At 64.0% G+C, this 22,028-nt stretch carries 19 protein-coding genes and 1 pseudogene; 8 read left to right on the forward strand and 12 right to left on the reverse strand.

Annotated features, from left to right (window positions below):
* Positions 1-4 precede the first annotated feature (4 nt).
* Positions 5-841 carry an arylamine N-acetyltransferase family protein gene (locus PQR08_RS04920; RefSeq protein WP_250484562.1) on the reverse strand — a complete coding sequence of 279 codons (837 nt, stop codon included), beginning with the start codon at positions 839-841 and terminating at the stop codon, positions 5-7.
* A gap of 207 nt (positions 842-1,048) precedes the next feature.
* On the opposite strand from PQR08_RS04920, the gene zwf reads away from it, so the two are divergent.
* From zwf to PQR08_RS04935, 3 genes are read left to right on the forward strand one after another with little or no spacing between them, the layout of a single operon-like run.
* Positions 1,049-2,614: a glucose-6-phosphate dehydrogenase gene (gene zwf / locus PQR08_RS04925; RefSeq protein WP_250484563.1), complete on the forward strand. Its 1,566-nt coding sequence runs from the start codon at positions 1,049-1,051 to the stop codon at positions 2,612-2,614.
* Between the two features lie 26 nt (positions 2,615-2,640).
* The gene (locus PQR08_RS04930) at positions 2,641-3,462 is read left to right on the forward strand and encodes an ROK family protein (RefSeq protein WP_371882232.1); all 822 of its coding nucleotides are present in this window, start codon (positions 2,641-2,643) and stop codon (positions 3,460-3,462) included.
* On the forward strand, positions 3,462-4,346 hold the full coding sequence (locus PQR08_RS04935; RefSeq protein WP_238291925.1) for an HAD family hydrolase: 885 nt from the start codon (positions 3,462-3,464) through the stop codon (positions 4,344-4,346). Before PQR08_RS04930 ends, PQR08_RS04935 begins: the two co-directional genes overlap by 1 nt.
* A 169-nt stretch (positions 4,347-4,515) precedes the next feature.
* Here PQR08_RS04935 and infA read toward each other — a convergent pair whose 3' ends face one another.
* From infA to PQR08_RS04965, 6 genes are all read right to left on the reverse strand, one after another.
* A complete protein-coding gene (gene infA / locus PQR08_RS04940) occupies positions 4,516-4,782 on the reverse strand; it encodes a translation initiation factor IF-1 (protein ID WP_035507474.1) in 267 nt (88 codons plus the stop codon).
* A gap of 439 nt (positions 4,783-5,221) precedes the next feature.
* Entirely contained in the window at positions 5,222-6,199 is a 978-nt protein-coding gene (gene corA / locus PQR08_RS04945; RefSeq protein WP_035507469.1) for a magnesium/cobalt transporter CorA, read from the reverse strand.
* 171 nt (positions 6,200-6,370) lie between these two features.
* Entirely contained in the window at positions 6,371-6,805 is a 435-nt protein-coding gene (locus PQR08_RS04950) for a bactofilin family protein (RefSeq protein ID WP_187606410.1), read from the reverse strand.
* 59 nt (positions 6,806-6,864) lie between these two features.
* Positions 6,865-7,230 (reverse strand): hypothetical protein, encoded by a 366-nt coding sequence (locus PQR08_RS04955; RefSeq protein ID WP_187606409.1) that lies wholly within the window; start codon positions 7,228-7,230, stop codon positions 6,865-6,867.
* The gene (locus PQR08_RS04960; protein WP_187606408.1) at positions 7,217-8,167 is read right to left on the reverse strand and encodes a M23 family metallopeptidase; all 951 of its coding nucleotides are present in this window, start codon (positions 8,165-8,167) and stop codon (positions 7,217-7,219) included. Before PQR08_RS04960 ends, PQR08_RS04955 begins: the two co-directional genes overlap by 14 nt.
* Before the next feature lie 287 nt (positions 8,168-8,454).
* Positions 8,455-9,429 (reverse strand): LysR family transcriptional regulator, encoded by a 975-nt coding sequence (locus tag PQR08_RS04965; RefSeq protein ID WP_408161075.1) that lies wholly within the window; start codon positions 9,427-9,429, stop codon positions 8,455-8,457.
* 203 nt (positions 9,430-9,632) lie between these two features.
* Between PQR08_RS04965 and PQR08_RS04970 the strand changes: the two genes are divergently transcribed.
* From PQR08_RS04970 to PQR08_RS04980, 3 genes are all read left to right on the forward strand, one after another.
* On the forward strand, positions 9,633-11,165 hold the full coding sequence (locus PQR08_RS04970; protein ID WP_238216849.1) for a CoA-acylating methylmalonate-semialdehyde dehydrogenase: 1,533 nt from the start codon (positions 9,633-9,635) through the stop codon (positions 11,163-11,165).
* 15 nt (positions 11,166-11,180) lie between these two features.
* Entirely contained in the window at positions 11,181-12,077 is an 897-nt protein-coding gene (gene mmsB, locus PQR08_RS04975; protein WP_250484565.1) for a 3-hydroxyisobutyrate dehydrogenase, read from the forward strand.
* A 264-nt stretch (positions 12,078-12,341) separates the two neighbouring features.
* Complete coding sequence (locus PQR08_RS04980) at positions 12,342-12,698, forward strand: hypothetical protein (RefSeq protein ID WP_035507454.1); 357 nt, start codon at positions 12,342-12,344, stop codon at positions 12,696-12,698.
* Between the two features lie 76 nt (positions 12,699-12,774).
* Here the strand turns inward: PQR08_RS04980 and PQR08_RS04985 are convergent, their stop codons facing one another.
* The 4 genes from PQR08_RS04985 to glgC form a co-directional block, all read right to left on the reverse strand.
* On the reverse strand, positions 12,775-14,211 hold the full coding sequence (locus PQR08_RS04985) for a dihydrolipoyl dehydrogenase (RefSeq protein WP_250484566.1): 1,437 nt from the start codon (positions 14,209-14,211) through the stop codon (positions 12,775-12,777).
* 29 nt (positions 14,212-14,240) lie between these two features.
* Positions 14,241-15,041: an SDR family oxidoreductase gene (locus PQR08_RS04990; RefSeq protein ID WP_250484567.1), complete on the reverse strand. Its 801-nt coding sequence runs from the start codon at positions 15,039-15,041 to the stop codon at positions 14,241-14,243.
* Positions 15,042-15,104: 63 nt separating this feature from the next.
* Entirely contained in the window at positions 15,105-16,568 is a 1,464-nt protein-coding gene (gene glgA, locus PQR08_RS04995) for a glycogen synthase GlgA (protein ID WP_250484568.1), read from the reverse strand.
* A gap of 54 nt (positions 16,569-16,622) precedes the next feature.
* A complete protein-coding gene (glgC, locus tag PQR08_RS05000; RefSeq protein ID WP_035507443.1) occupies positions 16,623-17,897 on the reverse strand; it encodes a glucose-1-phosphate adenylyltransferase in 1,275 nt (424 codons plus the stop codon).
* Between the two features lie 483 nt (positions 17,898-18,380).
* Between glgC and pdxY the strand changes: the two genes are divergently transcribed.
* Positions 18,381-19,262, forward strand: a complete 882-nt coding sequence (gene pdxY, locus PQR08_RS05005) for a pyridoxal kinase PdxY (RefSeq protein WP_187606401.1) — start codon at positions 18,381-18,383, stop codon at positions 19,260-19,262.
* Here the strand turns inward: pdxY and PQR08_RS05010 are convergent.
* Positions 19,259-21,141: pseudogene (locus PQR08_RS05010) on the reverse strand (IclR family transcriptional regulator). The gene pdxY and the pseudogene PQR08_RS05010 overlap by 4 nt on opposite strands.
* Between PQR08_RS05010 and PQR08_RS05015 the strand changes: the two are divergent.
* The gene (locus tag PQR08_RS05015) at positions 21,023-21,982 is read left to right on the forward strand and encodes an MBL fold metallo-hydrolase (protein WP_250484569.1); all 960 of its coding nucleotides are present in this window, start codon (positions 21,023-21,025) and stop codon (positions 21,980-21,982) included. The pseudogene PQR08_RS05010 and the gene PQR08_RS05015 overlap by 119 nt on opposite strands.
* Positions 21,983-22,028 lie beyond the last annotated feature (46 nt).

Consider the following 22,028-nt stretch of genomic DNA (forward strand, 5'->3'; position numbering starts at 1 on the left):
CGCATCAGGGCAGACGGGCGAGCGCGGCGTCGAGACCGGGGTCATCCGGCAGACGAATGCCGAGCTCGTTTTCGAGCACGCGGCGCAGATCGGCGACGCTGTCGAGTTCGCGATGATCGCTGCCTTCGCGTTCGTCGTGCGCCGAGAAGCGCCGGTTGAACAGGCCGAAACGTTTGCCCGGCGCGAGACGCGCGGCCAGCAGGTTGTGCAGGAAAATCGACTGCGGATAGGCGGACACGAAATAGTTGGTCATCTCGTAGTCGGCGTCATACTGCGGGTCGAGGTCGAAGCGATACACGCGCGTCCATGCGCCGTTCACGAGCGCCTGCAGGATATAGGCGGGCGGCTCGCCGCCGGCATCGTCGAGGCGGAAGGCGCCGTGGGGCGTGATCTGTTCGAGGCCCGTCTGGAGTGCGAGCGGCGCGGACAGCGTCATGCCGCCGAAACCGACGTCGGTGAGGAACGTGCCTTCGTCGAGATCGACGAGCAGAAGCATGTGCGTGCGCGCCGGCATCTCCGGCGCATCCCGGCCCCAGAGGACGCGGCCCGCGAAGCTGCGCACCCGAAAACCCAGCGTCTGCAGTACGCTGCGAAACAGCAGGTTATGCTCGTAGCAGTAACCGCCGCGCCGGCTTTCGACGAGTTTGCGCTGGACTGATTCCAGATCGAGCCGCACCGGACGGCCGATCAGCACGTCGAGGTTTTCGAACGGAATGGTCTGGGGATGGAGCAGATGCAGCGCGCGCAGCGTGTCGAGCGTCGGCGCGGGCCGCGCAGGTCCGGAAAAGCCGATGCGCTCGAAGTAAGCGGCAAGGTCGATGGAAGTGTCGTGTGCGTTCATGTAGTCCAGGCCTCGAGTCGGCTTCGATGTCGCAAGATCGGCGAGCGCAGGCGCCGAGCGCGCATATTTTACGACACGAAAGGTTAAAAATTACAAACTGCATACGTTTTTTGGCGCGCGGGTGTGTAGTGCGCCATCGAAATGAACTGTGCCGTATCGATGCAGGTCTTTCCAGGTTCACGCGCAACTGACAAGGGGCGATACGCCATGCCGAAAGAATCGAACGAAGCGAATCAATCGAACGAAGCGAATCCCGCGAACCCGGCGAGCGCGACATGCGCCGGCAAGCATCCCGCGCCGCCATGCACGCTCGTGATTTTCGGAGCCGGCGGCGATCTCACCAAGCGGCTCCTGATGCCGTCGCTGTACAACCTGTCCGCCGACAAGCTGCTCGACGACGGCATGGAAATCATCGGCGTGAACCACGGCGAGCGTGAGACGTCCGATTGGCGCGACGAGCTCACGCAGTCGCTGCGCACCTTCGCCGCCGACAAGGCCGCCACCTTTCACACGTCGCAGTTGAACGAAGAGGCATGGAACTGGGTCGTTGGGCGGCTCGAGTATTTCCCCGGCGAATTCGAGGAAGACGAGACCTTTGCGCGGCTCAAGGCGCGGCTCGCGAAGGCGAAGTCCGGCAACATCATGTTCTACCTCGCGGTGGGCGCGCGCTTCTTCCAGCCGATCATCGAGCATCTCGGCGCGGCGGGCCTGCTCGAAGAGAAGGACGGCAACTTCAGGCGGCTCGTCATCGAAAAGCCGTTCGGGACCGATCTGGCGTCCGCAAAGGCGCTCAACGCCTGCATCCTCAAATTCGCGGACGAGTCGCAGGTGTATCGGATCGACCATTTTCTCGGCAAGGACACGGTGCAGAGCATTCTCGCCGTGCGCTTCGCCAACGCGATGTTCGAGCCCATCTGGCGGCGCGAATACATCGACAACGTGCAGATCACGGCGGCGGAGACGATCGGCGTGGAAGGGCGCGGCAAGTTCTACGAGCAGACCGGCGCGTTTCGCGACATGCTGCCGAACCATCTCTTCCAGTTGCTCGGGATGGTGGCGATGGAGCCGCCCAATTCCTTCGATGCCGAATCCGTGCGTGACCGCAAAGCCGAAATTTTCGATGCGATCCGCCCGCTCACGGCGAACGATGTCGTGCTCGGTCAATACGAAGCCGGAGCGGCCGGGCCGGGCTACAAGGAAGAGCCGGGCGTCGCGAAGGACAGCAGTACCGAAACCTATGCGGCGGCGCGTGTGTATGTCGAGAACTGGCGCTGGGCGGGCGTGCCGTTCTATCTGCGCACCGGCAAGCGGCTGACCGAGCGGCGCACGGAGATTTCGGTGCAACTCAAAGCCGTGCCGTTTCTGCTGTTCCGCGATACGCCCGTCGATGCGCTCACGCCGAACGTGTTCACGCTGCGCATCGATCCGGCGCACGGCACGACGTTCGATTTCAACGTGAAGGTGCCGGGACCGGTGATGCAGATCGGCAAGGTGCGATCGGCCTTCAACTACGCGGACTTTTTCGCGGAGCGGGCGAACGTCGGCTACGAGACGCTGCTCTACGACTGCATGCTCGGCGATGCCACGCTCTTCCAGCGCGCGGACAGCATCGAGACGGCGTGGGCCGCGGTGGATCGCGTGCTGCATCCGGACAGCCCGCTCGCCGTGCACGGCTACGCGGCGGGCAGCGCGGGACCGGCGGAGTCGGATCAATTGCTGGCGCAGGACGGCCGCACATGGCGCGCGCTGACCGATACGCGCAAGAAGGACTGACCTCATCAATCATAAGGACAACGAGCGTGAGCACAGAATCAAGAGCCAAACAGAAAACGCATGTCTCGGCGGACAAACTCGCGATCAAGGCCGAACGGATTCTCGCGATCGATATCGGCGGGACCGGGTTGAAGGCGGCCATCATCTCCGAGGATGGCGAGATGAAGAGCGACCGCGTGCGCGTGGCGACGCCGCATCCGGCGAAGCCCGACGTGGTCGTGGAGACGCTCATCGAACTCATCAAACCGATCGTCGCTGAGCCGCCGACGCATATCTCCATCGGCTTTCCGGGCGTCGTGCGCGAGAACGTCGTGCTGACCGCGCCGAATCTCGGCACACCGGCCTGGCGTGGCGTACCGCTCGCGCAACTGATTTCCGAGCGCCTGGGCGGCATGCCCGCGCGCATGATCAACGATGCCGAAATGCAGGGGCTCGCGGCGATCGAAGGGCGCGGCATCGAAATGGTGTTGACGCTCGGCACCGGTGCGGGCACCGCGCTCTTTCGCGACGGCGAATTGATGCCGCATCTCGAACTCGCGCATCATCCGGTCGCGAAGGACAAGACCTACGACGAATACATCGGCAACGCGGCGCGCGAGAAGGCGGGCAAGAAACGCTGGAGCCGGCGCGTGGAGAAGATCATCGGCATTCTTGCGACGCTTGTGAACTACGACAAGCTCTGGATCGGCGGCGGCAACGCGGCGCACATCAAGTTCAAGCTGCCGGATAACGTGGCGATCGTGTCGAACGCGGCGGGCATCGAAGGCGGCGCGCGGCTGTGGCATCCGCGCTCGGTGCGCGAGACGCGGCAGTTGCCGCACTTCAATCAGCGGGAAGGGGCGCACTGATGAACGCTCAAGGCAAGTACGGCCTGCACAGCGCGACCGGCGACGGCGCCGCGGCATTCGAAGCGCTCGCCCGCGCGGAACTGGTCGTCACCGATTGCGACGGCACGCTGCTCTACACCGACAAGGCGCTCGGCCAGCCCGCGAAGGACGCGGTGCGCCGTCTGCGCGAGGCCGGCGTGCGCTTCACGGTGGCCAGCAGCCGGCCGGGCAAAGGCATGCGGCATATCGTGGAGGCGCTTGCGGTCGATATGCCTTATGCGTCGTACAACGGCGGCAGTCTCGTGAGGCCGGGCACGTGGGAGGTGCTGTCGTCGCACAAATTGCCGCGCGATGTCGTGCAGACGACGCTCGAAGCGCTCGCCGCCGCGAACGTGGACGCGTGGGTGTTTATCGACGATGCGTGGTATCTGACGAATCCCGAAGGCACCTACGTGCCGCTCGAAACGCGCACGGTCGGCTACGAGGGCGTGCGCGTGACGCGCTTTGACGATGTCGATCTCGACGCGGTCGACAAGATCGTCGGCTCGACCGCCGATACGGCGCTGCTCGCGCGCGTGGAAAGCGATTTGCAGCGGCAACTGGAAGGTCGCGGTCATGCGGCGCGCTCGCAGACCTACTATCTCGACGTCACGAGCCTCGCGGCGAACAAGGGTACCGCGGTGCGCGAACTCGCGCAAATCGCGGGCGTGCCGCTGGAACGCGTGGCCGTGCTCGGCGACATGGGCAACGACGTGGCGATGTTCGAGATCGCGGGTGTATCGATCGCGATGGGACAGGCATCCGACACCGTGCAGCGTCAGGCGAGCCTGGTGTCGAAGAGCAATGACGAGGATGGCTTCGCGATCGGCATTGACGCGCTGTTGGCGGCGCGCGGTGCGGCCTGAGGTATTGCGGGCGGGAAAGGGGGCATCGACGCGTCGCGCAGCCTTGAACGGCCAGGCGCGGGGCATGCGGCCGCGTCGAAGTACAGGTGATCCGCGGGTTGGTTCAGAAGCGTGCGCTGCGGATCAGGCTCACGCTGGCTGCGGATGAATCAGATGAGGCGGTCAGGCATCAACGACGGCGCATCGGCGCACGCGGGCCGCCGCCGCTGGCGCGCTCGTCCTTGTGACGGAAGTTGATGCGGCCCTTCGTCAGGTCGTACACCGACAGTTCCAGCGTCACGCGGTCGCCGGCCAAAATACGGATGTGATTCTTGCGCATGCGGCCCGAGGCGTACGCGCCCACGACAACGCCGTTGTCCAGCGTCACGCGATAGCGGCTGTCGGGAAGCACTTCGTCAACGATGCCGTCGAGTTCGATGAGTTCTTCTTTCGCCATATGGGGCTCCTGTGATGATTAGTAATGGGTGCATCTGCAAATCCTACGCCGATGAAGCGTCGAGCGCCGCTGCCCGCAGGCTGCGTCGCTACGAAACGTTAGATTCGATGCAAAGCGTGGCCTGGCACGTCCGGCACGATCAAACGTGCGATCGGATCGCGCCGCGTCTCTATTTCAGGCTCGTTGTGAGCTTGACGGCATAGGCCGGACGACAGGGCGAACCGCGGGGGCGGCGCGCCGTGGCCGGCATGACCGGGACGGCGACATCGGCGAACAGCATGGCCGACGTGCGGTTGATACGAAAAGCGGTGAAAATGTGACGTGCGTTCACGTCATATGCGGTCGATGGGCCTGTTTGCAAGCCCACTCCACATTCTCGCGCAAATCGCTTGATTAGACAATGAATTTCGCCTGAAGGTTCCTGAAAGACGCTTTCTCGCTACAGCCAGCCCGCCTTCTTGAAGCGCCAGTAAAGCACGAGATCGACGATCAGCATAACCGCGAGACAGGTCGGATAGCCGTAGATCCAGTCGAGTTCCGGAATCGATTTGAAGTTCATGCCGTAGATGCCGGCGATCATCGTCGGTACCGCGAAGAGGGCCGCGAAGGAGCCGAGGCGCTTGGTCACTTCGCTTTCCGCGAGCGCGATCAGGCCGAGATTCACCTGAATCGCCGTGACGATCATTTCACGACGCCCTTCGATCGTCTTCACGATGCGCAGCAGGTGGTCGTACACGTCGCGGAAATATTCCTGCATGCCCGAACACACGCCCGGCGATCGCCCGCCATACAGTTTGCTGACGGCTTCGAGCAGCGGCGCCGTGTGATGCTGGAGAATCGTCATGCGCCGCTTCAACGAGTAAAGATCCTCGATGATCTCGCGCGATTCCACCGAGCCTTTCTGTTCGAAGATGCGCTCTTCCACTTCGTCGACTTCGGCGCCGAGCGTTTCCAGCACAGGAAAGTATCGATCGACGACGGCATCGAGCAGCGCGTACATCACGAAGGCCGGCCCGTGCTTGAGCAGATGCGGCTCGCGCTCGCAGCGCTTGCGCACTTCCTGAAAGCCTTGCGTCGTGCGATTGCGCACCGAGAGCACATAGTTCCTGCCGACGAACACGTTCATCTCGCCGACGAGCACCTCGCCTTCTTCATCGAACTCGACGGTATGGAAGACCGCGAACAGCGAGTCGCCGTATTCCTCGATCTTCGGCCGCTGATGACCATGCTGCGCATCTTCGACCGCCAGCTCATGCAGACCGAACTGGTGTGTCATATGCGCGAGTTCGCCGGGACCGGGCTCTTTCAATGCAACCCAAATGAAAGAGTCGGGCATATCGCGATAGGCGTTGATATCGTCGATATTGACGTCCGCGAGTTTCCGGCCGTTCTGATAAGCCGCGCAATTGACCAGCATGGGGCGCCCTTTATAGTTATTTCGATGTCACCGGCCACGCGTCGATGGGCGCTCGAAGTCGCGTGATGATTCGCGTGGGGCGCGAGCGCGTGGCCTCCATCCATCGAATCTTAGCTGGACATGCGCACTGTTGCCAACGAGCGTCGATCGTGCTGCGCTCGTTTCCCGCCATCAAGTCGTGCTGAAGTCGACGGCGTATTCGGTCGGCGACGGCAGCGTCGGAACATGCGCGGACTGCGAATCGAGCTTGGTCAGCTTGCCCTCGACGGTCGCGCCGATATCCATGCGCAGCTGCTGATAGTAGATGTTGCCCAGCACGCGCGCGTTGGACTGAAGTTCGACGAAATGCGCGACGGTGACATCGCCCGTCACGCAGCCATTGATGATGACATCGTAGGCACTCACATTGCCGCGAATGGCGCCCTGATCGCTCACAACGAGCAGCGTTTCTTCGCCGGGGCGGCCGCTCACGTTGCCCGTCACCTGACCGTCCATGCGCAGGCCCTCGCTGAACTCGAGATCGCCGGAGATATGAACGTTATGCGCGACGAGCGTCGCGAGCTTGGCCATCTTGACGCCGGTGGAATCCTTCTTGGATGAAAACATGTCGAGTCCTTGCGATGCGGTAAGGGGTTACACGAAAGCGAGCGTGCGAGGCGTGCCGCTCAATCGGGCTTGTGCTGTTTCTTGAGGAAAACGAGGTCGGTTTGCAGACGCTGAATCTCGGCCGTGCCGTCCGCTACGCGCTGTTCCAGCGCCGCACGGGTCGCCGCTTCCTGTTCGAGTGCGAGTTGCGCATGCGCGAGCTGATCGCGCAACGTCTGCTCGGAGGCGGGCGGCGCGCAGAGCGCGTCGAGCTTGTGCGCGTCCTCGTTCGAACGCTTGAGCGCGAAGCCCGCGGCAGCGAGCGCGGCCATCGCGCAGATGGCCGCGATCAAGCCTAGCCAGATGCCCGCGCCGCGCTTGGGCGTGAGCGAATAGGACTGACGAGTCAGTTGCAGCGACGGCCGCTTCGAATCAACTTTGCGCATTCGGCTTGCGCCTGAAGAGCGCGAGAAAGGGTGAGGGATTGATCTGCGCGCCGTCGACGATCACTTCGAAATGCAGATGCGGGCCCGTGGAGCGTCCGGTCGAGCCGACTTCCGCGATCTCCTGTCCGGGCATCACATAGTCGCCGGCTTTCACGAGGACGCGCGATGCGTGTCCATAGCGCGTCATCGTGCCGTCGCCGTGACGGATATCGACCGCGTTGCCGTAGCCATTGCGCTCTCCGGCCTGCACGACGCGTCCGCCCGCGCTCGCCAGGATCGGCGTGCCGGTTGGCGCGACGAGATCGACGCCCGGATGAAAGCTCAGATGTCCGGTGAACGGATCCAGACGATTGCCGTAAGGCGAGCCGCTGCGCGCGCCGGGCGCCGGTTCGCGGCCGGGAAACGCCATGTACGCGGCATAGTGCGCGAGCGTCTGCGTCTGCAACTGCGAGACTTGGTCGTTCACGCAATCGATGATGCGTTGCGTGCTTTTCAGACGCTGCCGCGGCGCGCCCGTCGTCGTGTGGCCGGTATCGCAAAGGCGTGGCGGCAGCGCCGGGCCGCCGGCGCCGTCGAGCGACGATGCCGGTTCCTCGCTGTCCGGCAGCGGCGGCACGTCGTGCACGCCGGACGTGCCGCCCGTGCCGTGCGCGGCCTTCAGATGCGCGTCGAACTCGTGCAGCTCGTTCACTTCCGCGGACAGCCCTTCGACGCGCGGCGCGAGTTCGATCAGCGCGGCATTGATCCGCCCGAGCTCTTCGATCTCATACGAGCGGCGCGACGTCAGCGCCCGCTCTTCGCCGAGATGGCTGCGGCCGAACATCGTGCCGATGGCGATGCCGAGCGCGAGCGCGGCGATCAGAAGCGTGATCGCGCCGATGATGGCGATGGCGCGCGCCGTCCGCGCCTCGACGAAGCGGATGCGCTGGCGGGACATGGTCCGCCGTGACCAGATGACGAAAGCCATCAGCGCGCGGAGCGGCCAGTGCGGCCGGCGGAAAAAGGACTAAGGAAAATCACGGGGATGGAGTGCGCCGCGCTCTCCACGGCAAAACGATAAGACTGGGCGCCGATTATGCACGACCCTGCTTGCACAGGCGATGTTTTAAGCAGGATATCGAAGCAAAATTACACGAATTCATCGGGTCAAATTTTGTGACGCGCGATTGGGCATCGACGGATAACACGTTCGATCCGATCTCGCTGTCATAAAACGTGATTCGATCAGGATGACTTGACATCGACCCACGCCATCTGCGTGCCGTCGCCCATCAGGAATCCGCGGTTCGCTTCGGCGGCCGCGCGCAGATAGTCCCAGACGGCCGTGATGCGCTTCAGCTTGCGCAGGTCTTCGCGGCAGGACAGAAAGAAAGCGCGCGTCACGACGATCTCGTCCGGCAGCACCGGCACGAAGCGTGGATCGGCGGAGGTCATGAAGCACGGCAGGATCGCGAGCGCGCGGCCCTGCAGCGCCGCGAAGTATTGCGCGATCGCGCTCGTGCTGCGCCAGCGCGACACCGCGCCCGGCACCGCGCGTTCGAGATACAGCAGTTCGTAACTGAACGCGAGATCGTCGATATAGCTCGCGAAGCGATGATGTCGCAGATCCTCGCTCGCGCGGATCGGACCGTGCGCGTCCAGATACTCGGCGGTCGCGTAGAGCTTGAGGCGGTATTCGCAGAGCTTCGTGTAGACGTACTGGCCCTGCTCGGGGCGCTCGAGCGTCACGGCGATATCCGCCTCGCGCTTGGACAGGCTCACGAAATGCGGCACCGGCAACAGGTCGATGGAAATGTTCGGATGCGCGTCCTGGAAGCGCGCGAGCTGCGGCGCGAGAAAAAAGCAGCCGAAACCTTCCGTCGAGCCGACGCGTACGTGTCCCGACAGCGCGTGGCCCGTATTGGCGATCTGCTCGGTGGCGGATTGCACCGTCGTCTCGATCGAATCGACGAAGCCGAGCAGCCGCTGGCCCTCGGCGGTCAGAATGAATCCGCCGCTACGCGACTTGTCGAACAGGAGAGTGCCGAGCGCATCTTCGAGCGCGCGCACGCGCCGCGCGACCGTCGTGTAATCGACGCCCAGGCGCTTGGCCGCGCCACTCGCGCGCTGCGTGCGGGCGACTTCGAGGAAGAAGCGCAGATCGTCCCAGTTCAGGCGGGCGAGGTCGAACTTGGCGGTTTGCATGGCGTTTTTTTGCATATCGATCGGGTGTTTTTATGGTGCCATGATGGACTTTTGCATAACTATACTCAAGTAAACGACCGTGCAGCAGTGCAGGCCGATTTCTTATAAACGGAGACGACATGCCTTTTCCCTTCGGCGCCGCACCGGCGTCCCGTCCGCGCGTCTTCGCCTCTCATCCCAACCCCCGCGTTTGCAACTTTCCAGACAAGGAGTGACTCGTGAATATCGCTGCTGAACATCCGGCGCAGAATACGTCCGTCCGTACGGCCAAGCTGCTGATCGACGGCCAGTTCGTCGATTCGAAGACGACCGAATGGCGCGACATCGTCAATCCCGCGACACAGGAGGTGGTCGGCCGCGTGCCCTTCGCGACGATGGACGAGGTGAACGCCGCCGTTGCCGCCGCGCACAAGGCGTTTCAGACGTGGCGCACGACGCCGCTCGGCGCGCGCATGCGTCTGATGCTGAAGTTCCAGGATCTCGTGCGCCAGAACCAGAAACGCATCGCGCAGACGCTCACGGCCGAGCAGGGCAAGACGCTGGCCGATGCCGAGGGCGACATCTTCCGCGGTCTCGAAGTCGTCGAACATGCGTGCTCGATCAGCACGCTGCAGCAAGGCGAATTCTCCGAGAACGTCGCGGGCGGCGTCGATACCTACACGCTGCGCCAGCCGATCGGCGTCTGCGCGGGCATCACGCCGTTCAACTTCCCCGCGATGATCCCGCTGTGGATGTTCCCGATGGCGATCGTCTGCGGCAACACCTTCGTGCTGAAGCCGTCGGAACAGGACCCGCTTTCGACGATGGAGCTCGTCGAGCTCGCGATCGAAGCAGGCGTGCCGCCGGGCGTGCTCAACGTCGTGCATGGCGGCAAGGAAGTCGTGGACGCAATCTGCACGCATCCCGACATCAAGGCGATCTCGTTCGTCGGTTCGACGGCCGTCGGCACGCATGTCTACAACCTCGGGAGCCAGCACGGCAAGCGCGTGCAGTCGATGATGGGCGCGAAAAATCACGCCGTCGTGCTGCCCGACGCGAACAAGGAACAGACGCTCAACGCGCTCGCGGGCGCGGGCTTCGGCGCGGCGGGCCAGCGCTGCATGGCGACGTCGGTGGCGGTGTTCGTCGGGGCGTCGAAGGAGTGGGTGCCGGAACTCGTCGAACGCGCGAGGACGCTCAAGGTCAATGCGGGCATCGAACCGAATACGGATGTCGGCCCGGTCGTTTCGAAGACGGCGAAGGAGCGCATTCTCGGCCTGATCGGCCGCGGCGTGGAAGAGGGCGCGACGCTCGCGCTCGATGGCCGCGGTATCGACGTGAAGGGCTACGAGAGCGGCAATTTCATCGGCCCGACGATCTTCACGAACGTCGATACGGACATGTCGATCTACAAGACCGAGATCTTCGGCCCGGTGCTGTGCGTGGTCGAGGCCGACACGCTCGATGACGCGATCGCGCTCGTCAATCGCAATCCGATGGGCAACGGCGTCGGTCTCTTCACGCAGAGCGGAGCGGCGGCGCGCAAGTTCCAGAGCGAGATCGATATCGGCCAGGTGGGCATCAACATTCCGATTCCGGTGCCGGTGCCCGCGTTCAGCTTTACGGGCTCGCGCGGCTCGAAACTGGGCGATCTCGGGCCGTACGGCAAGCAGGTCGTGCAGTTCTACACCCAGACCAAGACGGTCACCTCGCGCTGGTTCGACGACGCCACGGTGAACGACGGCGTCAACACGACCATCTCGCTGAGATAAGAAAAGGAGACGGAGATGAAAATAGGCTTTATCGGCCTCGGGCACATGGGCGGCCCGATGGCCGCCAATCTCCTCAAAGCGGGTCACGCGGTAACGGCGTTCGATCTTGTGCCCGATGCGCTGGACGCGGCGAAAGCGGCGGGCGCGACGCTGGCCGCTTCGCCGCGCGCGGCCGCCGAAGGCGCGGAAGTCGTCATCACGATGCTTCCCGCAGCGCAGCATGTGAAGTCGGTCTATCTCGGCGATGACGGCGTGCTCGCTGGCGTCGCGAAAGGCGTGCCGCTCGTCGACAGCAGCACGATCGATCCGGCCACTGCGAAGCTCATCGGCGAAGCGGCGGCGAAGCAGGGCAATCCGTTCGCGGATGCACCGGTCTCCGGCGGCGTCGTCGGCGCGCAGGCGGGCACGCTGACCTTCATGGTCGGCGCCGACGAAGGGCTCTTCGAAACGCTGCGCCCCGTGCTGTCCGGGATGGGCAAAAACATGGTGCGTTGCGGCGAAACGGGCACCGGTCAGATCGCCAAGATCTGCAATAACCTGCTGCTAGGGATTTCCATGATCGGCGTCGCGGAAGCGATGAAACTGGGCGAAACACTCGGCATCGATCCGACGAAACTGGCGAGCATCGTCAATACATCGACCGGGCGTTGCTGGAGTTCGGATACGTGTAATCCCTATCCGGGAATCGTCGAAACGGCGCCCGCCTCGCGCGGATATTCGGGCGGGTTCGGAGCGGATCTGATGCTGAAGGATCTGGGCCTTGCCGTCGATGCGGCGCGTAGCGCAAAGCAGCCGGTTTTCATGGGCGCGCTGGCACAACAGTTGTATCAGTCGATGAGCCAGCAGGGACTCGGCGGACTCGATTTTTCAGGGATTATCAAGCTATACGCCAAGCAACAAAACGGCCAATAAGCGATCAAACGAGTTATGGGTTCGGTACGCACGCGCGTGCCGAATTCAAGGGTCTAAATAACAACGTTGTTCAGTTGCACTGCACAATGCATCGTGTAGTCCCTTACTGGGTGTGATCATCGGGAATACGATGATTCGCTTTCCCGAAAATTGTCCTATTCTGAAAGCACGACGCCCGTCTGCCGTTCGGTCAGAACGCTCCGGTTGCGCCACGGTGCAGGTAGAACGCCCGTCGTTTTCGGGCAATCAGATGAGGAGTACGCGATGCAAGTAACACGTCACTTAAATATGGAATTGCGGCACGCCACGGTGCCGACTTATGTAGCCAGCTATTTCTTTCCGTTGCTGCTATTGGCATACGAAGCCTGGCGAGTGGGGTCTTGGGTCGCGGTGAACGGCTTCAACTTCATGAACTTCAACTCGATGGGTTATGAGTTCGCGTTGATGATCGCCGTGTTCTGTATGCAGGTCATCGTGGAAATCGCGTTCCTCGCGGGCGCCGTTCTGACGAAGCACAAGGATGTCGGCCACCGGCTGGCAAATTTGTCGCTGGGTCTGTTCTGTTCGCTAGTGGTGCTGGGTTTCGATCTTGCACTGCAATATGGTTTGAGCGGAAGCTGATCGCTGACGGCTCCCTTGCATGATTCGAAAGAAGAAACGCCGGCTCTCCGCAGCCGGCGTTTTGTTTTTGGCGCGCCTAGCAACCTGCCGCGCTCGGTAAGGTCGGCGGTGCCTCCGAACGCGCTTCATAGCATTTTCTGTCCGCATCCTTCAGCGCGCTGCGCAGGCCTTCTTCCACCACCGGATGATAGAAAGGCAGCTTGAGCGTTTCATCGAGCGTCAACTCAAGTTGCAGCGCCCACGCGAGCAGATGCCCCAGATGCTCCATCGCCGGGCCGCAGCCTTGCGCACCGCGAAGCTCGCCGGTTTTCGCGTCGGCGTAGACGTGCAGCAAGCCGCGGTTTTGCCGCATCACGCGGCTTCTGCCCTGATTCTCGAACGATACCTCGCCGGTCACCGTCATCTGCTTGTCGAGCTCGTCGTACGATGCGCCGACGCTCACCGCCTGCGGCTCGCTGAACACGATCGAGAAGGGCACCTTGCGCCTGACCGCCTGCACGTCCGGGAAGCGCGCGGCGTTGTCGCCGGCGAGCTTGCCTTCGTCGGCGGCGTCGTGAAGCCAGGGGCGCGTGCCGTCGCAATCGCCCGCGATGAAGACGGAACTCGTGCCGCATTGCATCGTGGTTTCGTCGAACAGCGGCACGCCTTTTTCGTTCAGTTCGATGCCCGCGTTTTCGAGCGCGAGCGGCGCGAGATTCGGTCTGCGGCCCGTCGCTGCGAGCACCAGATCGACGCGCTCGACGTGGCTCGCGCCATCCGGCGAGGTGAAGCGCAGCGTGGGCACGCCGTCTTCGAGCGACATCTTTTCGAACTTCGCGTCGGGATCGAAATAGAACTCGTCGGCGAGCGCGGCGGCGAGCGCATCGCGCACGGGTTTGTCGGTAAGCCCTGCAACGCGGCCGCCCTTGCCGAACATGAGGATATCGACATCGAGACGCGCGAGCGCCTGTCCCAGCTCCAGCGCGATCGGTCCCGCGCCGAACACCGCGATGCGCTTCGGCAGCGTGCGCAGCTCGAAAAGATCGTCGCTCGTGATGAGTTTGTCGCCGAACACCCTCAGTTCCTCGGGCACGCTCGGCGCCGCGCCCGTCGCGATCACGACGCTCTTCGCCTCGACGCGCGTGTGATCCCCGACGACGAGCCGCGTCGGCGCTTCGAAGCGCGCCTCGCCGCGCAGCACGATGCCGCGGGGCAGCGCGTCGGTTTCTTCGAGCACGCTCTTGACGAAGTAATCGCGCTCGCGCCGCACGTAGTCGAGCACATGCGCATAGTCCGCTTCGAGCGCGTGCGTGCCTTCGATGCCGCGCGCGGCCAGCGAACGCGCATCGTGCAAACCATTCGCCGCCGCGAGCAGCAGCTTCGACGGCATGCAGCCGACGCGCGCGCAGGTCGTGCCGAACTCGCCGCCCTCGATCAGAACCGCGTTCGCGCCCGCGAGCCGCGCCGCGCGCAACGCGGCCATGCCCGCGGTGCCTGCGCCGATCACGGCGACGTCAACCTTGATTTCGTTCATTCCGTCCCCGTGTTTCTGTCGATGCGATGTCAGCCGTTATCCGCGAATCCGGGATAGAGCGTCATGCCGCCATCGACGAAAAGCGTCGTGCCGACGACGTAATCGCTGTCATCGGACGCGAGCCAGACCGCCGCGCGGCCGATATCCTCCACTTCCCCGACTCGCCCGTACGGAATCAACGTCAGCAGCTTGTCGAGCTTCTCCTGCGTGTCCCATGCGTCCTTGTTGATCGGCGTGCGGATTGCGCCGGGCGCGATGCCGTTCACGCGAATACGCTGCGGCGCGACTTCCTGCGCGATGGTTTTCATCATCATCTGGATGCCGCCTTTGGACGCCGCGTAGTTCACGTGTCCCGCCCACGGAATGACCTCGTGAACCGAGCTCATGCAGATGATCTTGCCGAGCGCCTTCGACACGTCGCGCATGCCGCGCCGCTCGAATACGCGCACGGCGCGTTGCGCGGTCAGGAATTGTCCGGTGAGGTTCGTTTCGATGACCGTGTTCCAGTCGGCGAGCGTAAGCGCGGAAAACTTCGCGTCCTTTTGCAGACCGGAATTCGCGACGACGATATCGATAGTCCCGAAGCGCTTCACGACGGCATCGAACATCGCGTCGATCTGGGTTTCATCGGACACGTCCGCGCCGACCGCGAACGCTTCGCCGCCTTTCGCCGTGATCGCGGCGGCGAGTTTTTCGGCCGGTTCCGCGTGCGAGTGATAGTTGATGGCGACGTGCGCGCCCGCGTCGGCGAGCGCGGTGGCGACGCCCGCGCCGATGCCCGAACTCGCGCCCGTCACGAGCGCGATCTGGCCTGCGAGGGGTTTGTGCATGTGCAGTTCCGTGATGGTCAGTCGTTCCTCGGCAGCAAGGCGTGCGCCCACGGAAGGAAGGCTTCAGCGACTCTTCAATTCCTCATACACTTCGGCGTATTTCAGCGCGGCCGCTTCCCAGCTGAAGCTCTGGCCCATCGCGCGCTTGACGACGGCTTTCCAGTCCGTGCGTCGCGCCTTCAGTGCGAACGCGCGCCGGATCGCGCCGACGATGCCCGCGCGATCGAAGGTATCGAAGACGAAGCCGGTCGCGAGGTCGTCGGCGAGATTTTCCAGCGAGCTATCGACGACGGTGTCGGCAAGCCCGCCCACACGATGCACGAGCGGCAGCGAGCCGTACGCGAGCGCGTAGAGCTGCGTGAGGCCGCACGGCTCGAAGCGCGACGGCACCATTACCACATCGCTGCCCGCGATGATCGAATGCGAGAGCGTCTCGTCGAAACCCAGCTCGATCGCGACCGCGCCCGGATGCGCCGCCGCCGCGTTCTTCATGCCGGTTTCGAGCGCCGGATCGCCCGTGCCGAGCACGGCGAGCTGGCCGCCGCGCTGCACGATATCGGGCACGGCCGAGAGCAGCAGATCGAGCCCTTTCTGCTCGGTGAGCCGGCTGACGACGCCGAAGAGCAGGGCGTCGTCGTCGCGCGCGAGTCCCATGCGTTCCTGCAGCGCCGCCTTGCACTTCGATTTCGCCGATGGCTTCGACGCGGTGTACTTCGCCGCGATGGATTCATCGACCGACGGGCTCCAGATCGAATAATCGACGCCGTTCAGGATGCCGGTGATGTCGTAGGTGCGCGTCTGCAACAAGCCGTGCAGCCCGGCGCCGTGCGCCTGCGTCTGGATTTCGCGCGCGTAGGTCGGGCTCACCGTCGTGATGCGGTCCGCGTAGTAGAGGCCCGCCTTCAGGAACGAGACGTGGCCGTAGAACTCCACGCCGTCCACCGCGTAGAAGTCGGCGGGCAACTGGAGCGCCCCGAATTCCGACGCGGCGAACGTGCCCTGGTACGCGAGGTTGTGCACGGTCATCACGCTCGCTACCCTGGCCGCGCCGTCGCGCTCGAATGCGCGCAGATACGCGGGCGCGAGTCCCGCGTGCCAGTCGTGCGCGTGGACGATATGCGGTTTCCACGCCGGATCGGCGCCCGTCGCGATGCGCGCCGCCGCCCAGCCGAGCAGCGCGAAGCGGCGGTCATTGTCGGCATATGAGCGATGCGCGGCATCGAGATACGGATTGCCCGGGCGATCGTAGAACTGATCCGCGCGCACGACGTACACCGCCACGCCGTGCGGCTGCAGCACGCCGCGTTCGAGCCGCACGTTGCCCGCGCCGAACGCGGCGCCCAGATCGGCGACCGGCTGAAGGTCGTCGAGGCCCGCGAGCACGGCGGGAAAGCCCGGCAGCACGACGCGCGCATCCGTGCCCAGTTGCGACTGCGCGGGCGGCAATGCGCCGACTACATCGGCGAGGCCGCCGGTTTTCAACAGCGGAAACATTTCTGCTGCGGCATGCAGCACGCATACGGTCATCGGCGCTCCCGTCGAATGGATTCGTGTTGTCGTGGTCGTCCGGCGCGCCGACGCCTAGCTTTGCGGCAGTCGCGCCAGTGCATCGCGCGTGATGAGCGTGACACCCGACTCAGTCCGGAAGAAGCGCGCGGCGTCGTCGTCCGGATCCTCGCCGACCACGAGACCTTCGGGCACCGTGCAACCGCGATCGATCACGACGCGCTGCAATCTGCAACTCGGCCCGATGGTCACCTGAGGCAACAAGACTGCCTCATTGATGTTACAGAACGAGTGCACCCGCACCGCCGACGAAAACACCGACTTCGACACCTGCGATCCGGAAATCACGCAGCCGCCGCACACGAGCAGATTCGTGATGGCGCCTTGCTGGCCGTTCAGGTCGCGCACGAACTTGCCGGGCGGCAACTGTTCCTGATTGGTCCAGATCGGCCAGTTGCGGTCGTAGAGATCGAGTTCGGGGATGGTCGAGGCGAGATCGAGGTTCGCCGACCAATAGGCGTCCACCGTGCCGACATCGCGCCAGTAGGCGGGCGCTTCGGGATCGGTGCTCGACGTGACGCACGACATGCCGAACGGATGCGCGATCGCCTTGCCGGTCGTGACGACGCGCGGAATGATGTCCTTGCCGAAGTCGTGATCCGTGTTCGACGTCTCGATGTTCTCCTGCAGCATGTCGTAGAGATATTTCGCGCTGAACACGTAGATGCCCATGCTCGCGAGCGCGATATCCGGCTTGCCCGGCATCGCGGGCGGATCGGCGGGCTTTTCTAGGAAGTCCGTGACGCGGCGGTTCTCGTCGACGTGCATCACGCCGAACGCGACGGCGTCCATGCGCGGCACCTCGATGCAGCCGACCGTGCAGTCCGCGCCGCTCTCCACATGGTCGAGCACCATGCGCGTGTAATCCATCTTGTAGATGTGATCGCCCGCCAGCACGATGACGAATTCCGGCCCGATCGAACGGACGATATCGAGGTTCTGATAGACGGCGTCGGCAGTGCCGCGATACCAGCTCGAATCGACGCGCTGCTGCGCCGGCCAGATATCGATGAACTCGTTGAACTCGCCGCGCAGGAAACCCCAGCCGCGCTGGAGGTGCCGGATGAGCGAATGGGCCTTGTATTGCGTGACGACGGCGATGCGGCGGATGCCGGAATTGAGGCAGTTGGACAGCGCGAAATCGACGATGCGGTACTTGCCGCCGAAGTGGACGGCCGGCTTCACGCGCTTGTCGGTGAGCGGGCCGAGGCGGGTACCGCGCCCGCCGGCGAGAACGATTGCGAGGGTCGACTTTTGCAAATCGGTGCGATTCTTAGACAGCGTCTCCATGCCAGCCTCCTGATTTGACCTGCGACTATTGATGTCTTGCCGTGTGTTCGTCCTCGTGTGCTTTCGCTGTTGCGTCGATGAGCATTATCCGGCGCGCATTCGACTCCGTGTGCTGAACTCGCTCGTTTTTTTCGCGTTGATGCACCGCCGATGCAATCGGATCGATCGAGCAAGCGGCGTGCCGAACGGCGCACGGGCGTGCTGCGCGGCGTCTTCGGGCGATGATGGTGTTGCAGCCACGCGACCTTTTGGGCTTCTGATCGATCGGATCGCTTGATAAAACCCGTGTTGGCAATTTATATCGAACGGGCCATGCCGCAGTGCGTCGAGGCACGGCACAATACGAAGATCGAGTTGCCTGCGCACGCCCGCAGACGGCGTCCACGGGCGCTCTTCGTAAAGTCGCTGTTGCGCTGCGCCGCACGACCATCGGCGCGACAAACGTTTCACCAGTCCGGACACGATCAATCGGGAAAGCAGAACATGAACAACGTCCTGAGCATTCAATCGCATGTGGTGTTCGGCCATGCGGGCAACAGCGCCGCGGTTTTCCCGATGCGGCGTCTGGGCGTCAACGTCTGGCCGCTCAACACCGTGCAGTTCTCCAATCACACGCAGTATGGCCGCTGGACCGGTAGCGCGTTCGACGCCGACGAGCTTCAGAACGTGATCGAAGGCATCGGCGCGATCGGTGTGCTCGCGCGCTGCAACGCGGTGCTGTCGGGCTATCTCGGCGCGCCGGAGCAGGCTCGCGCAGTGGTCGAAATCGTGAAGATGGTAAAGGCCGTGAACCCGCGCGCGCTCTATTTCTGCGATCCGGTCATGGGTCAGACGGGCGGCTGCACGGTCGCGCCGGGCATCGAGGATTTCCTCGTCACGACCATGCCCGAAATCGCCGATGCGATCATCCCCAATCACGTCGAGCTGGAAAAGCTCGTCGGGCGCACCATCGAGACGGTGGAAGAAGCGGTCGACGCGTGCCGCGACGTGATCGCGCGGGGCCCGCGCATCGTGATGGTGAAGCATCTGCTCGATCGCAACAGCCGCGCCGACACTTTCAACATGCTCGCCGTGTCGCCCTCCGAAGCGTGGTTCGCCCAGCGCCCGCTGTATCCGTTCGCGCGGCAGCCGGTGGGCGTAGGCGATCTGACGAGCGCGGTGTTCGTCGCGCGCACCCTGCAGGGCGATTCGCTGCGCACGGCGCTGGAGCACACGCTCGCGGCGGTGAATGCCGTCGTCAAGGCGACTTATGATGCGGGGCGCTACGAGCTGGAAATCGTCGCGTCTCAGGACGAGATCGCGAAGCCGACCGACCGTTTTCCCGCAATCCGCGTAACCGGCACGGAGCGAGCCAGGGGCCGCTAGGTCGCCCAGCCGTTCGCTTCCATCAGGCCGAAACGCCACGACAGGCGCCGCGTCGCGGCGAGAAGGGCGCGTGCCAGCGGGCCGTCCGCAGTGCTGTCGAAGCCGCCCGACGAGCCGATCAGCGCAATCACGAGACATACGCTGCCGGTGTGATCGAAAACCGGCGCGGCCAGCGCATGGATGCCGGGCACCGGCACACCGAGCGCCGTTTCGAGGCCGCGTTCCCTGATACCGTCGAGCCGCGCGCGATACGCGGTATCCAGTCCCGCATCCGGCGCCGAACCCGCGAGGCGGATGTGATCCTGTTCCATCAGTGACGCGAGCATGTCCGCCGGCAGATGCGCGGCGTAGACGCGCCCGATCGCCGTGTTGACGAGCGACATCGCCGTGCCGACTCTCAAGCTGACATGCTGTGGCCGCGCCGATTCTTCCAGCCGTATCACGGTCGGGCCGAGCGGGCCGAGCGCGGCGGCGGCAACCGTCATCGACGTGCTCGCGGCGAGCGCGACGATTTCGCTTTCCGCATCGCGGATCGGCGAGAGACGTTGCAGCGCGATGAGCCCGAGCTCGCGGCTCAACCGGCCCGCGTGAAAAAGCCCGGCGTCGTCGCGCGCAAGCAGGCCGACCTTCACCAGACTCACCAGATGCGCGAACGCTTTCGCGGGCGGCATGCCGGCAGCGGCGGCCAGATCGCGCAGCGTGAGCGGCTGGCCTGCCGCAACCAGTGCGCGCAGCAGATCGCCGGTCGCGTCGAGTGCGTTGATGCCGCGCTGCGGCTTGATGTCTTCGTCGAACGTCGTCATGAAAGCAATCCGGTGATATCGCGTGCCGCGTCTTTCAACGCGCGCGCCAGCGGGCCGTCCCAATCGACATCGCACAGGCCGGTCGGGCCGATCGCCGTCAGTGCGAGTTGCATGCGCTGCGCGCCGTCGAATACCGGCACGCTCATGCTGCTGACGCCCGGACTCGGCGCATCGACGCCGCGTTCGATGCCACGCGCCCGTATCTCACCGATGCGCGCGCTCATCTCTGGCGCGTCGGCTTCGGCCTGATGCGCGAGCATCGCGGCGACGCGGGCGTCATCGTCGAAAGCGCGGAAGACGCGTCCGGTCGCCGTCGCGGAAAGCGACATCACCGTGCCGACGTGCAAATTGACATGCAGCGGATAGCCGCCGCGCTCGTAACGCACGATGGTCGGCCCTTGCGGCCCGGCGACGCTGACCGCGACGCTCATGCCGGTCGCGAGCGCCAGCGCCGGAACGCGTGACGCGGCCGCGCGATACGCCGGCTGATGTTCCAGATTCAACAGACCGAGACGCAGCGAAAGCGGACCCGGCTCGTAGTTGCCGGTGAGCGCGTCGCGCTTGACGAGCCCGAGACGCGTGAGGCTCACGAGATAGGTATGCGCCTGCGCGGTCGAGAGCCCGGCGGCTTCGGCCAGCGCGCTCAACGCGAGCGGCTCGCGCCGTGCGGCGAGCGCATCGAGCAGACGCGCGCCGACTTCGACGCTCTGAATGCCGCGCTGTTTTTTCTCTTCGCCGGCTTCGGCGTCAGGCGTGGCATGAGTGGGACGAACCAAGAGCGCTCCGCGATCGATAAAAGTGAACGAATGGCAGATGTTAGCCGAGCAGGAATCATCCGATGACGCGATTCGGTATTTACCCTTGATTTGCAAATAACAAGCGCACTTGCTGTTGACAAATATCATCGCCACGACGATCATCCATTCATCCCCACGAGAATGGAATCGAGACACGATCATGGCAAAAGCATTCGCATCGCAGGCCGATCTGGAAGAGAAGAAGGTCACCTTCACGCAGCTTTCCGAGAACGCGTACGCGTACACGGCTGAGGGCGATCCGAACTCGGGCGTGATCATCGGTGACGACGGCGTTCTGATCGTCGATACGACCGCCACGCCGGCAATGGCGCAGGACCTCATCGCGAAGATCCGCGGCGTCACCGACAAGCCGATCAAATACGTCGTGCTGTCGCATTACCACGCGGTGCGTGTGCTGGGCGCGTCGGCGTATTTCGCGGAAGGCGCGCAGCAGGTCATCGCGAGCCGGGGCACGTACGAAATGATCGTCGAGCGCGGCGAGCAGGACATGAAGTCGGAAATCGAGCGCTTCCCGCGTCTGTTCGCCGGCGTCGAGACGGTGCCCGGCCTCACGTGGCCGACGCTCGTCTTCGAGAAGGAAATCACGCTGTTCCTCGGCAAGCTCGAAGTGAAGATCGCCCATCTCGGCGCGGGCCATACGAAGGGCGACACGGTCGTCTGGCTGCCGTCGCAGAAGGTGCTGTTTTCCGGCGATCTGGTCGAGTACGACGCCGCCTGTTATTGCGGCGACGCGCAACTCGAAGAATGGCCCACGACGCTCGAAGCGTTGCGCGCGCTGAAGGCGGACAAGCTCGTGCCGGGCCGCGGTCCCGCGCTGCTGTCGCCAGCGGAAGTCGACAAAGGCCTCGACTACACGAAAGATTTCGTCACGACGCTGCTGCAGGCGGGCCGCGAAGCCGTCGCCGAGAAGCTCGATCTGAAGGGCTCGATGGCGCTCACCCGCCGCGCGATGGACCCCAAGTTCGGCCACGTCTTCATCTACGAACACTGCCTGCCGTTCGACGTGTCGCGCGCCTATGACGAGGCGAGCGGCATCAAGCATCCGCGCATCTGGACGGCCCAGCGCGACAAGGATATGTGGGCCGCGCTGCAGGACTGACGGTCATCCCTCGCGGCGCGTACTAAAAACGCGCCGCTCTTCTTTC

The organism is Caballeronia jiangsuensis (assembly GCF_046030135.1).
GTDB lineage: Bacteria > Pseudomonadota > Gammaproteobacteria > Burkholderiales > Burkholderiaceae > Caballeronia > Caballeronia jiangsuensis.

What these genes read in the sequence shown, in the direction of transcription:
- PQR08_RS04980 (WP_035507454.1), top strand. Translation starts at nt 12,342, where the DNA reads ATGCAAGTAACACGTCACTTAAATATGGAATTGCGGCACGCCACGGTG.
- PQR08_RS04985 (WP_250484566.1), bottom strand. Translation starts at nt 14,211, where the DNA reads ATGAACGAAATCAAGGTTGACGTCGCCGTGATCGGCGCAGGCACCGCG.
- PQR08_RS04960 (WP_187606408.1), bottom strand. Translation starts at nt 8,167, where the DNA reads ATGTCCCGCCAGCGCATCCGCTTCGTCGAGGCGCGGACGGCGCGCGCC.
- infA (WP_035507474.1), bottom strand. Translation starts at nt 4,782, where the DNA reads ATGGCGAAAGAAGAACTCATCGAACTCGACGGCATCGTTGACGAAGTG.
- PQR08_RS04935 (WP_238291925.1), top strand. Translation starts at nt 3,462, where the DNA reads ATGAACGCTCAAGGCAAGTACGGCCTGCACAGCGCGACCGGCGACGGC.
- zwf (WP_250484563.1), top strand. Translation starts at nt 1,049, where the DNA reads ATGCCGAAAGAATCGAACGAAGCGAATCAATCGAACGAAGCGAATCCC.
- glgA (WP_250484568.1), bottom strand. Translation starts at nt 16,568, where the DNA reads ATGACCGTATGCGTGCTGCATGCCGCAGCAGAAATGTTTCCGCTGTTG.
- corA (WP_035507469.1), bottom strand. Translation starts at nt 6,199, where the DNA reads ATGCTGGTCAATTGCGCGGCTTATCAGAACGGCCGGAAACTCGCGGAC.
- PQR08_RS05015 (WP_250484569.1), top strand. Translation starts at nt 21,023, where the DNA reads ATGGCAAAAGCATTCGCATCGCAGGCCGATCTGGAAGAGAAGAAGGTC.
- PQR08_RS04950 (WP_187606410.1), bottom strand. Translation starts at nt 6,805, where the DNA reads ATGTTTTCATCCAAGAAGGATTCCACCGGCGTCAAGATGGCCAAGCTC.
- glgC (WP_035507443.1), bottom strand. Translation starts at nt 17,897, where the DNA reads ATGGAGACGCTGTCTAAGAATCGCACCGATTTGCAAAAGTCGACCCTC.
- PQR08_RS04990 (WP_250484567.1), bottom strand. Translation starts at nt 15,041, where the DNA reads ATGCACAAACCCCTCGCAGGCCAGATCGCGCTCGTGACGGGCGCGAGT.
- PQR08_RS04955 (WP_187606409.1), bottom strand. Translation starts at nt 7,230, where the DNA reads ATGCGCAAAGTTGATTCGAAGCGGCCGTCGCTGCAACTGACTCGTCAG.
- PQR08_RS04920 (WP_250484562.1), bottom strand. Translation starts at nt 841, where the DNA reads ATGAACGCACACGACACTTCCATCGACCTTGCCGCTTACTTCGAGCGC.
- PQR08_RS04965 (WP_408161075.1), bottom strand. Translation starts at nt 9,429, where the DNA reads ATGCAAAAAAACGCCATGCAAACCGCCAAGTTCGACCTCGCCCGCCTG.
- pdxY (WP_187606401.1), top strand. Translation starts at nt 18,381, where the DNA reads ATGAACAACGTCCTGAGCATTCAATCGCATGTGGTGTTCGGCCATGCG.
- mmsB (WP_250484565.1), top strand. Translation starts at nt 11,181, where the DNA reads ATGAAAATAGGCTTTATCGGCCTCGGGCACATGGGCGGCCCGATGGCC.